Source organism: Anoxybacteroides voinovskiense (assembly GCF_014196205.1).
Taxonomy (GTDB): Bacteria; Bacillota; Bacilli; order Bacillales; family Anoxybacillaceae; genus Anoxybacteroides; species Anoxybacteroides voinovskiense.
On record NZ_JACIDE010000033.1, the window covers coordinates 15,686 to 29,632 of the forward strand.

A 13,947-nucleotide genomic window follows, 5' to 3' on the forward strand; every position below is an offset into this window, starting at 1 on the left:
TTTCTTTTTGTATTCATTGTATGTTCTTTTTCCCTGAAAAACAATACGTTTAAATAACAAAAGCCGGAAGAACGGTTTCTCCCGGCTTGTTCTTATTCTCCTGTTTCCGCAAATCGTTTAATTCGTGCGCCAATTTCATCGCGGACGCGTTGGAAGACCGCCCATTTTTCTTCGTCTGTTCCTTCCGCTTTCGCTGGGTCGTCAAATCCCCAGTGCACACGTTTCACGTGCGGCGGGGTAACTGGACAATGGTCAGCCGCATGCCCGCATAACGTCACGACTAAATCGGCATTATTTAAAATGTCTGGATCGATGACGTCAGATGTTTGGTTCGAAATATCAATGCCTACTTCCTTCATCGCTTTTACGGCGTTTGGATTTAACCCGTGCGCTTCAATTCCGGCACTATATACGTCCCATTCATCACCAAGATACTTTTTTGCCCATCCTTCGGCCATTTGGCTGCGGCAAGAGTTTCCTGTGCATAAGAAATAAATCACTTTCTTTTTCATTGGAATCGACTCCTTTTTAGATGATGACTAACCATAAATAAAGTCCGACAAGAGTAATGAACAACGTAGGAATCGTCAAAATAATTCCATTTTTAAAATACGTTCCCCACGTAATTTTTACACCTTTTGTCGAAAGAACGTGCAACCAAAGAAGCGTAGCAAGCGAGCCAATCGGCGTAATTTTCGGCCCTAAGTCAGAACCAATGACATTTGCGTAAATGAGCCCTTCGCGAATGACACCGGTTGTATGTGTACTTGCAATGGCAAGCGCATCAATCATGACGGTTGGCATGTTATTCATAATGGAGGAAAGAATCGCCGCAAGAAAGCCCATGGCTATCGTTCCGACAAAAAGCCCTTTGTCCGCCGCTGCTTGAATCATATCAGCGAGCACGTTGGTTAGACCGACATTTCGCAACCCATATACTACGACATACATGCCGATGGAGAAAAAGACAACGGCCCATGGGGCGCCTTTCAGGACTTGTTTGACGTGAACGGCTGGGCTTTTTCGTCCGATAAATAAGAACAAGATAGCCGTCGCTCCGGCAATAAACGATACCGGAATACTCGTTAACTCGCTAATAAAATACCCGACTAGCAAAATTCCTAACACACCCCAAGAAAGGCGGAACATTGTCTCGTCTTTAATCGCTTCCTTTGGCGTTTTTAAATGCGATAAATCATAGTGCCGCGGAATGTTTTTTCGAAAGTAAAGATATAGCACGAAAATGCTCGCACCGAGCGAGAAAAGATTTGGCACAATCATTCGCCCTGCATACTCGACAAATCCAATATGGAAATAGTCGGCGGATACGATGTTGACAAGGTTGCTGACGACAAGTGGCAATGAAGTCGTATCGGCAATAAAGCCGCTCGCTAAAATGAACGGAAGCACATGTTTCTCATCAAATTGTAAGGCGCGAACCATAGCCAAGACGATAGGTGTTAGAATAAGCGCTGCTCCGTCATTGGCAAAAAACGCTGCCACTAACGCTCCAAGAACCGCCACAAAAATAAACATCTGAATCCCGTTTCCATTAGCGGCTCGAGCCATATGTAACGCTGCCCATTCGAAAAAGCCAATCTCGTCTAAAATTAAAGAAATGATAATAATCGCAATAAAAGCGAGCGTTGCATTCCAAACAATCCCAGTAACGGTAACGACATCATGAAGATCAACGACTCCTGCGAGCAACGCCAACAAGGCGCCGCCGCATGCCGACCAACCGATCGATAAATTTTTTGGCTGCCAAATAACGAGCACTAACGTGATGAGAAAAATCAGTGATGCTAATACAACGGAAAGCAAATAACCACCCCTCACTCACATAATTGTGTTGTTTCTTTTCTTTCTTCTGGAAGATAGGATAAAATCGCTTGAATAAACGAATATAGCGAATGGTCTTTGTTTGCCGAATAAAAGATCCATTGCGCCTTTCGCGTTTCTTTCACTAACCCAGCATCTTTTAGTTTGCGAAGATGCTGGCTAATGGCTGGTTGGCTCATTTGAAAGAATTCCACCAGTTCACAGACACAACGATCGTTTTTATTCAACATCGCCATCATCGTCAAGCGTGTGCGATCACCTAACAGTTTCAAAATGCTTGCCATTTCTTCCGCACGGACAACCGTTTGTTGCATTCCATTCCCTCCCCTACATTCGTTAATTATCATATAACAATATGCTTATATAAGCAAGTGAAAAAATAAAAAGAACGCTAGCTGGCAATTAAAATTTGCCTGCTAGCGTGTTTGCTGAACATCTTGTTTAGCGCAAATTTGCGGAGATAACGAACGGTATTTCTATGCTTAACGAAAAAAGCTAGCACCGCGCTAGCTTAATGTTATTTTCATAAAAGGTTGCAGTGTAGAAAATGGGATGAGAAATTCTCGAATACCTGCGGCGTATGGGGCAATTTCGTATAGCCCGTAATACACGACGATGCCGTTGTTTGTCAAGTAATATGGCTGGTTGTCAGGCATATTTTTCACGACATCGATGGCATTGTCAAAATACACGTCGCTTTCTTTTTTTATTTGTGTGATGACCTCATGAATAATCACTTGTTTGTAATTGCTTCCCTTTTTAAATATATCGCTTAACTGCAGTTGTTTTCCGGTATTGAAATCAAACGTATTTGGCACTTTCACGGTCATTCCGTGCGCTCCGCCTGTATAGCTATAGAGCGTGACAGGAATGCTCAGTATTCCATTTTTATTGTACGTCACTGTAAATCTGCTGACGGCGGAATGGAGTCGATACGGAAAGCCTTGTTTTTTACTGAGGACGGCGTTTTCTCGCGCTTGTTTTTCGACTTCCCGTTTTAAATCAAGCGACTGCTTTCTTAATAAGCGGTTGACGTTTCGCTGAAACGCTTGATTAGTCGCTCCTGAGATGATTGGAATGTGTAAATCGACTTCCATTAACTCGTTTGTGTATTTGATTAGTTTTGTTCGCACCGTTAGCGGCTGGCTATACCCCGTAAGGACAAATAGCGCTAACGTAATGACTAAGACGATACGTTTCATTGGTGCACCTCGTTTGTTTTATGTAAAGTTTGCCGCAAAACAAACGAGGCTATGCATAACTATTCTGTTTTTGGCAGAGGGTTAACGGCAATGCTTTGCACTTTGTGGGATGTAGCATTCCCTTTCACCTGCTTTAACGTCGCGACGATGAGGAAGCTTACAATCACCAATAAAAACCATGAGCTCACTTTTCCTAAGTGGACAAGATTCCAAGCAATCGTTTGGTTTGGATATTGCCAAGCGCCAAAGAACGTGGCAATATTTTCGGCGATCCATATAAAAAATCCGATAAGCAAAAAAGAAAGGACAAGCGGCATACGGTAACGAGTGCCATTTACCTCGTACGTGACGGATGACGACCAAAAGACGACCATGACGAGCCCGATTAACCACCACCGAACGTCCATCCAATAATGGTGGGTGAAAAAATTCAAATAAATCGCCGCAGCCAGCGGAACAACAAGCGAAAGCGGTGGCCATTTGACGAGCTCGACTTTTAACCGCCGCCACGCTTGGCAAAGATAGCTAGCCACACTTGCATACATAAACCCGCTATATAAAGGCACACCGAAAAATTTCGCATATCCTTCTTCTGGATACGCCCAAGACCCCATGTGCACTTTAAACAGTTCAAGGGCAAGCCCGATAAGGTGAAACATTGTAATCACCTTTAGCTCATCTCTCGTTTCTAATCCAGCGCGCACCATCCACCATTGCATCAAAAGACAAATAATAAGTAGCCAATCATACCGCGGCAAGAAAGGAAGCGGCACCATTTTTGTCACGGCTAACGAAGCAAAAATGACAACAGGAAACAAACAAGATAGCGCTTGTTGCCAGCCAAAATGAACAAGCTGAATCAATGCTTTTCTCATCGCTGTTGCCTCCCGTTACATCTCGTCATCGCTTCGGTATTCTAAAATATCGCCAGGTTGACAGTCTAACGCTTTACAAATGGCATCTAATGTCGACAGCCGAATCGCTTTTGCTTTGCCGTTTTTTAAAATCGATAAATTCGCCATCGTAATTCCTACTTTTTCTGACAATTCGGTCACACTCATTTTCCGTTTCGCCAACATGACATCGAGATTCACAATAATCGCCATGTGATTCACCTCAAACGGTTAAGTCATTTTCCGATTTGATTTCAATCGCTTTTTGTAAAAGCTTTTGCAGCACCGCGGCAAACACCGCGACGACCAGCGCTCCAAAAACCACCATCAATCCGATAATGATAATCCCTGGGGCATCATCCAAATCGGCAGTGAGATAAAAGAACGGCATGCCTGCGATATACAATAAACTAATGGACGCCGCGCAATGTTTTATATGCTTTAGAGCTTTTACCGATAAATCAGAAAACGCTTCGTTTTTGTCAATATAAGTTAACATATGGAACGCTTGATACAACGCAAAGAAAAATGGAATAGCGGTAACATAAAAAAAGATAACGATCGGATAGCGCAAATACGCTAATTCCGGCAACCAGTGGGCATAAAAGTTAGGAAACTTAGGCAAGACAAATACACATAACGCCAACACAGGAGCTCCGATAATAAAAATAGCAATTTTCAAAAAAAGTGTTTCTCGGTTCACAACAAGCACCTCACTTCCATCATTTCCATTTCATTTTAATCTGTTATTTATCGTTTTGCAATAAATTATTATTGTTTTAGACGATTTTTTTATTCCAAAACAAAAAGCATTCCTCTTTTAGAGAAATGCCTGTTTCCATTAACTTATTCCATCGAGCCGTAAAACTTCCGAAACAGCCCCCAAATTAGAAGGACATGATAGAATGTGCCGCCTAGCCAATAGCCCCAAAACGTTTCCTGATGTTCTGCTAGCGCTAATACTCCTTGAGAAATCCAATATGTTGGAAAGATAAGCGCTAATCCGTTCCATTTTGTCGGCAAAAAGTACAAAACAATGGAAGGGAGTAGCACAAAATTTAACATTTTTGCAACGGCCAGCCCTTCTAGACGGTTCGATGCAAAAGAAAGCATAGTAAGTGCCATTAACGGCGTCTCCAACGCACTCGTCAGCAAAAATAAGAAAACTTCCCATCGATGAAGCGAAGGAGCAGGAAAAACGATGACAAGCAAAACCGAAAGCATCATTGTGATGAGTAGTGGAAAGCCAATACGAAAAACAACATATCTTCCTCTCCCGAGCGGAGTAACCGCTAAATACATCACCATCATTTCATCGCGTTCTTCTAACATGAACATACCAATCATCATTCCGATCGTAATCGGAGTCATGAGCAAAAAAATACTGAGCAAGTATGGAAGATGGGGAGAAATAGGAAACGACGTAATTTTTTCGAGCAATGGAACTCCTTTTGCGACTGTAAGCATCAAGCAGATGGGCACCACAACCGATATAAACAACACTGGATCGCGGACAAACTGTTTGCGATTTAATGAAAGCCACGCATGCCACATTATTTTTCTCCCCCTACTTGTAACAAATATCGTTCACATGCTTTTTTCGCTATCGTATACGCTATCACTAGCCATCCACATAAATTGATGACATACACACTGTTCTTTTGCCACGAGAACGATTCAGCATTAGTTAATATGTGTAACGCAGCATCTGTCGGCAAAAAAGAAAAAGGGATAAAAACAATATGAAAATACGACAACAACGGTAATAATAACACCATCATAACAAGCGCAGCCTGAAGAAGAAACGCGTTTACACTTTTCGCCTGCACCGCAAATGCTACGCCAAATAGTGCCATAATGACGGCAATCGCATAGAGCCCAACCATCTTTAAAAACGTCATTTGAGCGATGGGAAGCGAACTAACAATCACTACCTCTCCCGATAGAAACCCGAGCAATGCGAGCGTCCACGCTTTTGACCAAATATATTGCCGAAGACGAAGAGGGGTAATAAATAAAGGATCAAGTACCCCTTGGCTTCGTTCGAGCAATATCACAGCCCCTGCCATAAAAAACCCTACAGCCGCTGGATCCATTAGAACAATGACCGGAGCTATATATTTTCGCACCTCCATCGGCATCCAGCGCAAAACGATGATATAAAATAAGCTCACAAATCCATAAACGATATAAAAGCCGTGACGCGCTTGAAAGCGAATGTCTTGCTTCACCATCGACCATATCATGCGATCTCTCTCCCTGTGACGCGAACAAAAATGTCTTCAAGCGTCGCTTCTTTCGTATGCATCGTCAAAATTTCTTTTTCCCGCAGCAATTGGAGAAATTCCTCGTTCTCTCCTAACTTCTCTTGCATAAACACTGCTGTTTTCTTACTTCCTTGTTCGATATATGTCACTTCTACCACTCGTTCGCCCATTTCCACTTTTAACGTTTTCGGTGAATCAATTAACACAATTTCGCCATCGACGATAAACGCGACACGGTCACACACACTTTCGGCAAACGCCATATCATGTGTAGTAATGAAAATTGTTTTTCCTTTTTGCGCTTCCGTCTGCAAAAAAGCTTTGATTTTTGCGATATTTACTGGGTCAAGTCCAGAGGTCGGTTCATCTAAAAAAACGATGGACGGGCGATGCAAAAAAGCGCGACAAAAATTTAAGCGCATTTTCATTCCTTTCGAAAACTCACTTACTCTTTGATGCATCGCTTCTTTCAATCCAACCGCTTCAAGTAGCATTTCGATATGTTCGGATTCCCTGCGATAAAGAGAACGGAAAAACACCAAATTTTCATATGCCGTCATTTTTATATAAAAGTTAGGCGCTTCAAACGCCACACCAATTGTTTCGGCATAGTCGCGCCCGAACGAGGATAGCTCTTTTCCATCCACTTGCACACTTCCTTTATATCCTTTCAGAAGACCAATCAAAATTTTTTGTGTCGTGCTTTTTCCCGCACCCGACGGCCCAAGCAGTCCAAAAATTTCCCCTTTATCGACGTGAAAATTTAACCCTTTCAGTATTGGGCTGACTTGTTTTGGATAAGTATACGTTAGCTCTTTAATCTCCATCATGTATAATCAATCCTTTCGCCAACCACTTCGCTTGGAGCGCCATTGCGTTCTCAAACTTTTCCCCAATTTCTTCTCGGAACAACAGCTGCATGAAAAAGCTGCGAATGACCGCAACGATCGTGCGCGCATCTTCGTTGACCATAATCCCTTCCCTTTGCCAATGTTCAATGAACGGTACTAATGCGTCTTCATCTTCCGCTGTATGCTCTTGTGCATACTCTGGAGGTAATTTGCGCATTAACCATTCGTACGCTTTCCAGTCAATCATAAGCCGTAAAATCGGCTCTTGCTCAATCGCCAAAACCGCTTGCATGAGCATTTCGGCAAACCGTTCTTGTGTCAGTGGTTCTTTCATCCATTTGGTCAATAATAATTGTTTTAGCTTTTGTTCCTCTTGCCGAAATACCTCGTAAAACAACGCTTCTTTGGAAGGAAAAAAAGAATAAAACGCGCCTTGGGAAATGCCAGCCGCTTCTGTCAATGCCGCGACGCTTGTTTTTTGTATCCCGTATTGTCGAAATTGCGTTTTCGCAGCTTCTACTAACGCTTGCCGTATTTTTTCCCGCTCATCTTCACGAAACTTCCGAGGCATAAACACCATCCTTTTTATATTTATATGAATATTTTTATTTTATATTCATAAAAAATCAAGCATTTGGAAGCAAATTTTAATGGGTAGGACGCAACTTAGGTCCTACCCATTATAGTGATTGGACTGACTCTCTATATCATTCATTGGTGGACAAGCCCTTAATCGTTTCGTCATACGCTTTGAACGTTTCATTTAACACGTCAAAAAGTCTTTCGAAATGCCGTTTGACAAGTTCACTTTGTTACTTTTCTTTCTCCTCATTTGATCCCATCCAAATTCTATTTTTCTGTGAAAATAATCATTCCTTGAATTTCACGTTTAGGTGGCGAGCAAAACTTACTCATGGATGTTTTATTCTAATACTCCCCTTTAATGACAAAAAACGACCCCCGAATCGTTCCGGCTAGTTTCGATTTTTGCCGGGCGAATTTAAACTTTCCGTCTAATTCCTTTGGTACGTCCATGCCTTCCGAAAGTTTGAAACCAACCGCCCGCTTTTTAGGGTCATCGACTGTATACATCACATTGACGACAAGACCATCTTCATAAAAGACGTAGGCAAATTGGATATTCTCCACTTGAAAACGTGATGTTTCTAAAGGTTTGGCGGCAAATTCAATCCCTCGCTCTTCTTTCAAAATTCGATGCACATAATCAATCGTTTCTTGACTTTCGCTAGCTGGCACAACTGTAAATTCATGCTTGTATTTATTCATAAAATAACGGGCTTCGTTCGCACGCAACCCCGCAAGAGCATCTGCTACAGGCGAAGATTCTAAACCAACCGTAGATACGTTTTTAAAATCCACAACATAGGCCATTTCCATTCCTCCATTGCTATTTTCATCGGCGTGAATCAGGTTATCAATTTCATTAAAATCCATAAAACATATGAAAGATTTTAATAAAATTGTTTATCAGTCCATGTGGATTACGCCACATGTACTCTGATTGGGTGTAACCCCACACCCTCTATCCCATTGGCGAACGCCTTTGGGAATACTTTTCTCATAATGTTGTACGCTCCATTCACATCTGCGTGGATGAGCGTTCCATTTTCAGATTGAAACAGTCCACGCTTGATTCGTTTTCCTTTGTATTGTTTTTGTTTCTTCATTTCTTCCATGTCTAAAAAACTACATTTCGATGTATAGCTTTCTTCTGTCACGATGACGCGAATGCCATGCTGTTCTGCTTTGTACTGCAACTGATGAAGAAACGTTTGATACGGAATGTGAACGAACGCTTGATTTGTTCGTTTTCCTAGATTGACTTCACGTTTCCAATTTTTATTCATCCCAACAACGATAGTGTTACAGCCTAAAGACAATGCATGGTTAATGACAAAGCGACTCGCTTGGTGCATAAAGTTTTCCACGATATGGTTTCGTTTTTCTGTGATCTCGCTCATTCGTTTTGTCCAATCGAGTCCATTCATCTGTTTCGCCACTTTGCGATAATGGCTCATTTGTTTGTTGTAGTATTGATTGACGGATTTTAGACCTTTACCATTGATGACGATCGGTTGTTTGCCCACATTGTTGACAATGGTTGCGAAGTTATCTAAACCTAAATCAATACTTACATATCTGCCGTTATCCTGTTTTTGTGCAGGGATGCTTATTTTATAAACGACTTCGATGACGATATAGCGGTGTTTTGGGATGAATCGGACTTGTTGTAACTTCCCCTTCATGTTTGTCTTTAAACGAAACCCTTGAAAACATGGAGGGAATGTCACAAAACCATCCTCTATTTTACATGATTGGTTTGTTAGCACAAGCACATACCGTCCATCTTTCTTTAAATATTTTGGCGGCTTCGGTCTGCCTGTATATTTTTCTTTGTTTTTTGCCCAGTCTTTCATCGCTTGAAAAAACGATTTCCAGTTTTGATGAAGCATTCTTAACGTTTGTTGGGCACATTGAGCCAGTGGCATCGCCCGATAGTCTGCATCCATCCCTTTTGTTTTAAGCAGCTTGTCTAATTTGTTATAGGAAAGATAGGTGCCATGTTGAAAAAACGTTTGTCTTACTTGATAGTTGGCGAAGTTGTATAAATTCTTTGCGCGGAAGCAATAATCGTCTAACATGTAATAATAAGGATGAGTAGGACAAAGGATATGCTTTTCCACACGATTAACTTCCATCTTCGTCGCTCACCTCCTTTTCTTCAAGAACTTTTTTTATCTTTGTGTTTTTCTTTTAGAATACATTTTCATTGAATAACAATACAATATTATTTTTACAGGCGTGTTGATTAACCAATAAAAACCAGTTGACATCGCTCTATTTCTAGCTTTTCTGCCGTAGTCGGCAAGCGAACCGCTTGCCGACTGGGCATGCTGTACGCATGCCCTCCTCGAACAATGAACGCTTTGCGGGCAAATGTCATTTGCCCGCCGGCGTTCTTGTTCGAGGGAAGAGGCAGAAAAGCTTGTGTACAGTCATATGATTCTGTGTTTTTATAGTAAAATAATGGATAATCAACACCCGTGATTGTATTTATTTCTTTCGTCCACCATATCAAGCGTTAGAAGATGCCAAACCTAACACTCAACCGTGTATTCTTTAATTGTAGCGACAATTTGGTTAAAGGAATATCGATGATTCACTACATCAACAACAAACTCGATTGCCTCATCTTGCGGCATCACAAACCGGTAACCGTTGTATTTTAAAAATTGAATAAAAGCGACAAAAGCTGTTCGTTTGTTTGCGTTATGGAAACAATGGTTTTTTGCCAAAGACTCAAACAATGCGGCTGCTTTTTCAAAAATAGTAGGATAAGCATCTTCGCCAAACACACTTTGTTGTGGGCGATACACGGCAGATTCCAATAATGATTGTTCTTTTACCCCCTTCATTTCGCAAGGTGAATATTTTTCAATAATGAAGAGGTTCATCGCAATAATCTCCTCCACTGTTACATATCTCACCGATCAATAAGCCCCTTAATCGTTTCGTCATACTCCTCGATCGTTTCATTCAACACGTCAAAAAAGTCTTTCGAAATGCCTTTTGGCAAGTTCACCTTGTTACTCTTCTTTATTACAATTTGGTTATTTTCAAGCTCCATCTGTATTTCGTCTCCTTGATGAATATCAAGTTTTTGGAGAAATTCAATAGGAAAAGTAACTCCTAGTGAGTTTCCGATTTTCAACACTTTCCGATCTGCATGTAACATATGTCTCACCTCTTTGTTATAACAATTATAACATAAAGCAATATTTCAAACCAGCCGGACAACATTACTTTGCAAATTTTGATGAAAGAAAAAAGAGCGAGAAACAGCGATCGCCAAGCGTTAGCTAAGCGGTGGGTAGTTCACAATCAACAGCGTAGGCCATTTCCATTCCTCTCTTCATTCTCTCTCGCCAATAGGTACTGTGTATGTGTTCGAGCGTTTTCTACTTTCGCCAAAAACTTGTACAATCCGCTTTCTCTTCGATATTAAAAGCAATCATTTTCTCTAGCAATTCATAATTTACTGGCTTATCCCATGGGATGCGAAATAATCCTTTCGTCGCGCTATAACCAGCTTGGGCAATTTCATCAGCAAAATGAGCCATGCATGCTTCTTCAGGTGACACACTCACATGGTGTTTGGCTGTAGAAAAGCCGATGATAAATGTCCCGTGATCGGTAAACATGGGCGTATTCCACTTCATTTGCGGTTTTAACTGTGGAAATGTATCACAAACCCATCGTAAAATTTCCTCTGTTCGATTGCGATGGTCAACATTGTCGATACTTGCTAAATATTGCGCGAAAACTTCCATCGTTTCGTGCCCCCTTTCACTTGTTTACAACTAATTTTCGCGTCGTAGACATACTTTATTTTACTATAGCGTCGATGTACGATGTTATACAATCTTGCTTTTCAATTTTTTAGCCGGCTTGCACGCTTATTTCTATGGTAAGATAGGGAAAGAAAGGGGAAAGGTTATGAAAGAGGAATTTTGGCATGCGATTGTGGCATGTAATCAAGACTATGATAGTATTTTCTTTTACGGTGTAACGACCACGAAAATTTTTTGTCGACCGTCTTGCCGCTCGAAAACGCCAAAACGTGAAAACGTAAAAATTTTTTACAATCCGAAAGAACCTCTCGCGGAAGGCTTTCGTCCTTGCAAAAGATGTCGGCCAGATTTATTGCATCATGCGACCACAAAAGAAATGGTTGTAAACAAAGCGAAGCAATTTCTTTCCGAACGTTTGACAGAAACGATTCCGCTTAGACAATTAGCGAAGGAATTATACGTTAGCCCTTTTTACTTGCAGAAAATGTTTAAAGCGGAAACGGGGATGTCCCCACACCAATTTGTATTGCAACAACGAGTGGAAGTTGCCAAAAAGCGAATGGTAGAAACAACCCTCCCTCTCATTCATATTGCACTTGAGGTAGGCTTTAGAAATTCTGCTCATTTTTCCTCCGTTTTTCGAAAAATGGTCGGATGCACCCCGACGGAATATCGTTCGCGAGCTAATCATTCATAAGCAAATTACATAGCAAAAAACAAAAAGACAAAATTGTTTGATGGAAGGATAATGATAGTAGATTTGTCTTAACGGGAGGAATTGGGATGAAGTTATATAGCGCACTCATCGGTTTAAGTTTTATCTGGGGGTTATCTTTTGTATTTATCAAATGGTTGACGGAATCCGCTGGCGTATGGGGAACTGTTTTTCTAAGATGCATAGCAGGGGCGATGTTATTAATGCCTTTTTTATGGGCGAAAAGAAAGCAGATGACTCAGCCAATCCCTTGGCTGTCCTTAATTATTGTCGGGATATTTAATGCTGGGCTGCCTTGGGGGCTGATTGCGTTAAGCGAAACACAAATTACAAGCAATACAGCGGCGGTGATTAATGCCCTTACGCCTATTTGTTCAGGGCTTATCGGCTTTCTCTTTTTTTCTAAACAGGTAACGAAAAAACAATGGGTAGGAATTATTATTGGGTTTATCGGTATATTAGTGCTTGTTGAATTTCGATTCAGCGTGCTATGGACACAAAGTTTTATCGGCATCGGAACGATGTGCCTCGCAACGATTTGTTATGGATTTGCTTCGCAATACATGAAAAAATACGTCGCTCATGTTGGTGTTCTTTTTGTTACAATATGTACGTTAATCGTCGGAGCTGGGATTGGACTGCTTGGTTCTTTTGCTACGCATTCCATGCCGCTGCCTTCTGACTGGAACTACCATATTGTTTTATCCATCATTGGGCTTGGCTGCTTCGGTTCCGGCATTGCCCATCTTCTATATTATTATTTAATGAAAGAAGGAAGCCCGGAATTTGCGACGACGGTCACTTATTTCATTCCAGCCACTGCGATGATATGGGGGCATGTTTTATTGAAAGAAGCCATTACTAACCATTTGATGATTGGATTGCTGTTGATTTTATTCGGGGTATACGTCTCTAGCAAGCCATCCGTTCAAAAAAGCAGAGTTGTCGAAAAGCACGTGCGTTGATTAACTTATCATACCCATAGGAAAAAGAAATCCTTTCCTGTAGAATGTAAGTATCTATACAAACAAACGAGGTGGAAAATGGAAAAACGACATGAAGTTCTGTTTCAGCAGCTAGAAGACTACCGTAGGGAGTTGCTTCGAGTATTGGACGGACTCAGCGAAGAAGAAGCGGACATCGTTCCGAAAGGATTTAGCAACAATATTCGTTGGAATCTTGGGCACGTCTATTTAGACCAATATCTTTGGATTCAGCATGTAACGAAAGAACCAATTCTGTTTCCGGAAGGGTTTCGCGACTGGTTTGGTTTCGGAACTAGCCCGGCCGCATGGAAAACACAACCTCCGTCGCTGTCTGTATTAAAGGAGTTATTGGCAGAACAGCCAAAGAAAATACGCGAGTGGTACGGGGAACGCCTCGAAGAACAATTCGCGCCGACCGAATCCGGCATGTACACGATCGCTCAAGTGTTAGTGCGAACGATTTTCCATGAAGGGCAGCATCTTGCTAAAATCCAAGATATTCGTAGATTTCTTTAGTTAGCTAAAGAAGGAAATTTGTCTCGACAAATGTTGTAAAACAATGATCTTCCGCCACGATTGACCGTTATATGTCCAAACCTAAAAACAACAAGCACGAGCGCTGGTGGACACTCACCACCGACGTCCGTTGCTTGTTGTTTTTTCCAGAAAATCTACTAAAAAAGCGATTCCCCCTCTTCCTCCCTTTCGTCGTTGAAGTGGTGGTGCACTGCGATCCGAAAAGTAGACAGTATAAATTCAGTTCACGTGAAGGAATCAGAGTGGTAAAGCTCTGGTTCCTTTCCTTTTCTCGTCTTTTT

General features: G+C 41.5%; 20 protein-coding genes. 3 read left to right on the forward strand and 17 right to left on the reverse strand.

All coding sequences use genetic code 11. The features are described from left to right. Positions 1-92: 92 nt before the first annotated feature. The 17 genes from arsC to GGR02_RS16060 form a co-directional block, all read right to left on the reverse strand. Positions 93-512, reverse strand: a complete 420-nt coding sequence (arsC, locus tag GGR02_RS15985) for an arsenate reductase (thioredoxin) (RefSeq protein WP_183185961.1) — start codon at positions 510-512, stop codon at positions 93-95. 16 nt (positions 513-528) lie between these two features. Continuing rightward, on the reverse strand, positions 529-1,824 hold the full coding sequence (locus tag GGR02_RS15990) for an arsenic transporter (protein ID WP_183185962.1): 1,296 nt from the start codon (positions 1,822-1,824) through the stop codon (positions 529-531). Between the two features lie 11 nt (positions 1,825-1,835). Then, the gene (locus GGR02_RS15995; RefSeq protein WP_183185963.1) at positions 1,836-2,156 is read right to left on the reverse strand and encodes an ArsR/SmtB family transcription factor; all 321 of its coding nucleotides are present in this window, start codon (positions 2,154-2,156) and stop codon (positions 1,836-1,838) included. Between the two features lie 192 nt (positions 2,157-2,348). Then, positions 2,349-3,044 carry a DUF3298 and DUF4163 domain-containing protein gene (locus tag GGR02_RS16000; protein ID WP_183185964.1) on the reverse strand — a complete coding sequence of 232 codons (696 nt, stop codon included), beginning with the start codon at positions 3,042-3,044 and terminating at the stop codon, positions 2,349-2,351. Positions 3,045-3,103: 59 nt separating this feature from the next. Next, positions 3,104-3,919 (reverse strand): DUF817 domain-containing protein, encoded by an 816-nt coding sequence (locus tag GGR02_RS16005; protein WP_183185965.1) that lies wholly within the window; start codon positions 3,917-3,919, stop codon positions 3,104-3,106. A 15-nt stretch (positions 3,920-3,934) separates the two neighbouring features. Next, positions 3,935-4,150, reverse strand: a complete 216-nt coding sequence (locus tag GGR02_RS16010) for a helix-turn-helix domain-containing protein (protein ID WP_077428228.1) — start codon at positions 4,148-4,150, stop codon at positions 3,935-3,937. A 10-nt stretch (positions 4,151-4,160) separates the two neighbouring features. After that, positions 4,161-4,640, reverse strand: coding sequence for a DUF2975 domain-containing protein (locus GGR02_RS16015; protein ID WP_183185966.1), 480 nt, complete (start codon positions 4,638-4,640; stop codon positions 4,161-4,163). A gap of 143 nt (positions 4,641-4,783) precedes the next feature. Then, a complete protein-coding gene (locus GGR02_RS16020) occupies positions 4,784-5,491 on the reverse strand; it encodes an ABC transporter permease (protein WP_183185967.1) in 708 nt (235 codons plus the stop codon). Continuing rightward, on the reverse strand, positions 5,491-6,183 hold the full coding sequence (locus GGR02_RS16025; RefSeq protein WP_183185968.1) for a fluoroquinolone export ABC transporter permease subunit: 693 nt from the start codon (positions 6,181-6,183) through the stop codon (positions 5,491-5,493). The genes GGR02_RS16020 and GGR02_RS16025 overlap by 1 nt, the downstream gene beginning before the upstream one ends. Continuing rightward, complete coding sequence (locus GGR02_RS16030) at positions 6,180-7,034, reverse strand: ABC transporter ATP-binding protein (RefSeq protein ID WP_183185969.1); 855 nt, start codon at positions 7,032-7,034, stop codon at positions 6,180-6,182. The genes GGR02_RS16025 and GGR02_RS16030 overlap by 4 nt, the downstream gene beginning before the upstream one ends. Then, positions 7,021-7,626, reverse strand: a complete 606-nt coding sequence (locus GGR02_RS16035) for a TetR/AcrR family transcriptional regulator (RefSeq protein ID WP_183185970.1) — start codon at positions 7,624-7,626, stop codon at positions 7,021-7,023. Before GGR02_RS16035 ends, GGR02_RS16030 begins: the two co-directional genes overlap by 14 nt. 356 nt (positions 7,627-7,982) lie before the next feature. Next, positions 7,983-8,447, reverse strand: a complete 465-nt coding sequence (locus GGR02_RS16040) for a phage tail protein (protein ID WP_183185971.1) — start codon at positions 8,445-8,447, stop codon at positions 7,983-7,985. 110 nt (positions 8,448-8,557) lie between these two features. Beyond that, positions 8,558-9,775 carry an RNA-guided endonuclease InsQ/TnpB family protein gene (locus GGR02_RS16045; RefSeq protein ID WP_183185972.1) on the reverse strand — a complete coding sequence of 406 codons (1,218 nt, stop codon included), beginning with the start codon at positions 9,773-9,775 and terminating at the stop codon, positions 8,558-8,560. Positions 9,776-9,885: 110 nt separating this feature from the next. Then, positions 9,886-10,020 (reverse strand): hypothetical protein, encoded by a 135-nt coding sequence (locus GGR02_RS17685; RefSeq protein ID WP_260175187.1) that lies wholly within the window; start codon positions 10,018-10,020, stop codon positions 9,886-9,888. A gap of 154 nt (positions 10,021-10,174) precedes the next feature. After that, complete coding sequence (locus GGR02_RS16050) at positions 10,175-10,564, reverse strand: type II toxin-antitoxin system death-on-curing family toxin (protein ID WP_183185973.1); 390 nt, start codon at positions 10,562-10,564, stop codon at positions 10,175-10,177. Then, complete coding sequence (locus tag GGR02_RS16055; protein WP_066324878.1) at positions 10,561-10,812, reverse strand: AbrB/MazE/SpoVT family DNA-binding domain-containing protein; 252 nt, start codon at positions 10,810-10,812, stop codon at positions 10,561-10,563. The genes GGR02_RS16050 and GGR02_RS16055 overlap by 4 nt, the downstream gene beginning before the upstream one ends. Positions 10,813-11,035: 223 nt before the next feature. Then, positions 11,036-11,407 carry an iron chaperone gene (locus GGR02_RS16060; RefSeq protein ID WP_183185974.1) on the reverse strand — a complete coding sequence of 124 codons (372 nt, stop codon included), beginning with the start codon at positions 11,405-11,407 and terminating at the stop codon, positions 11,036-11,038. Between the two features lie 166 nt (positions 11,408-11,573). On the opposite strand from GGR02_RS16060, the gene GGR02_RS16065 reads away from it, so the two are divergent. The 3 genes from GGR02_RS16065 to GGR02_RS16075 all read left to right on the forward strand — a co-directional run bounded on the left by GGR02_RS16065 (position 11,574) and on the right by GGR02_RS16075 (position 13,645). Continuing rightward, positions 11,574-12,125, forward strand: a complete 552-nt coding sequence (locus tag GGR02_RS16065; protein WP_183185975.1) for a bifunctional transcriptional activator/DNA repair enzyme AdaA — start codon at positions 11,574-11,576, stop codon at positions 12,123-12,125. An 86-nt stretch (positions 12,126-12,211) separates the two neighbouring features. Then, positions 12,212-13,108, forward strand: coding sequence for a DMT family transporter (locus GGR02_RS16070; RefSeq protein ID WP_183185976.1), 897 nt, complete (start codon positions 12,212-12,214; stop codon positions 13,106-13,108). Positions 13,109-13,186: 78 nt separating this feature from the next. Next, positions 13,187-13,645 carry a DinB family protein gene (locus GGR02_RS16075; RefSeq protein ID WP_183185977.1) on the forward strand — a complete coding sequence of 153 codons (459 nt, stop codon included), beginning with the start codon at positions 13,187-13,189 and terminating at the stop codon, positions 13,643-13,645. The last annotated feature ends 302 nt before the right edge of the window (positions 13,646-13,947 follow it).

Bases quoted from the DNA above. Each gene is read 5' to 3' on its own strand.
- arsC (WP_183185961.1), bottom strand. From the start codon at position 512: ATGAAAAAGAAAGTGATTTATTTCTTATGCACAGGAAACTCTTGCCGC.
- GGR02_RS16020 (WP_183185967.1), bottom strand. From the start codon at position 5,491: ATGTGGCATGCGTGGCTTTCATTAAATCGCAAACAGTTTGTCCGCGAT.
- GGR02_RS16005 (WP_183185965.1), bottom strand. From the start codon at position 3,919: ATGAGAAAAGCATTGATTCAGCTTGTTCATTTTGGCTGGCAACAAGCG.
- GGR02_RS16065 (WP_183185975.1), top strand. From the start codon at position 11,574: ATGAAAGAGGAATTTTGGCATGCGATTGTGGCATGTAATCAAGACTAT.
- GGR02_RS16040 (WP_183185971.1), bottom strand. From the start codon at position 8,447: ATGGCCTATGTTGTGGATTTTAAAAACGTATCTACGGTTGGTTTAGAA.
- GGR02_RS16075 (WP_183185977.1), top strand. From the start codon at position 13,187: ATGGAAAAACGACATGAAGTTCTGTTTCAGCAGCTAGAAGACTACCGT.
- GGR02_RS16035 (WP_183185970.1), bottom strand. From the start codon at position 7,626: ATGCCTCGGAAGTTTCGTGAAGATGAGCGGGAAAAAATACGGCAAGCG.
- GGR02_RS16070 (WP_183185976.1), top strand. From the start codon at position 12,212: ATGAAGTTATATAGCGCACTCATCGGTTTAAGTTTTATCTGGGGGTTA.
- GGR02_RS16055 (WP_066324878.1), bottom strand. From the start codon at position 10,812: ATGTTACATGCAGATCGGAAAGTGTTGAAAATCGGAAACTCACTAGGA.
- GGR02_RS16000 (WP_183185964.1), bottom strand. From the start codon at position 3,044: ATGAAACGTATCGTCTTAGTCATTACGTTAGCGCTATTTGTCCTTACG.
- GGR02_RS16045 (WP_183185972.1), bottom strand. From the start codon at position 9,775: ATGGAAGTTAATCGTGTGGAAAAGCATATCCTTTGTCCTACTCATCCT.
- GGR02_RS17685 (WP_260175187.1), bottom strand. From the start codon at position 10,020: ATGACATTTGCCCGCAAAGCGTTCATTGTTCGAGGAGGGCATGCGTAC.
- GGR02_RS16030 (WP_183185969.1), bottom strand. From the start codon at position 7,034: ATGATGGAGATTAAAGAGCTAACGTATACTTATCCAAAACAAGTCAGC.
- GGR02_RS16025 (WP_183185968.1), bottom strand. From the start codon at position 6,183: ATGATATGGTCGATGGTGAAGCAAGACATTCGCTTTCAAGCGCGTCAC.
- GGR02_RS16060 (WP_183185974.1), bottom strand. From the start codon at position 11,407: ATGGAAGTTTTCGCGCAATATTTAGCAAGTATCGACAATGTTGACCAT.
- GGR02_RS15995 (WP_183185963.1), bottom strand. From the start codon at position 2,156: ATGCAACAAACGGTTGTCCGTGCGGAAGAAATGGCAAGCATTTTGAAA.
- GGR02_RS16010 (WP_077428228.1), bottom strand. From the start codon at position 4,150: ATGGCGATTATTGTGAATCTCGATGTCATGTTGGCGAAACGGAAAATG.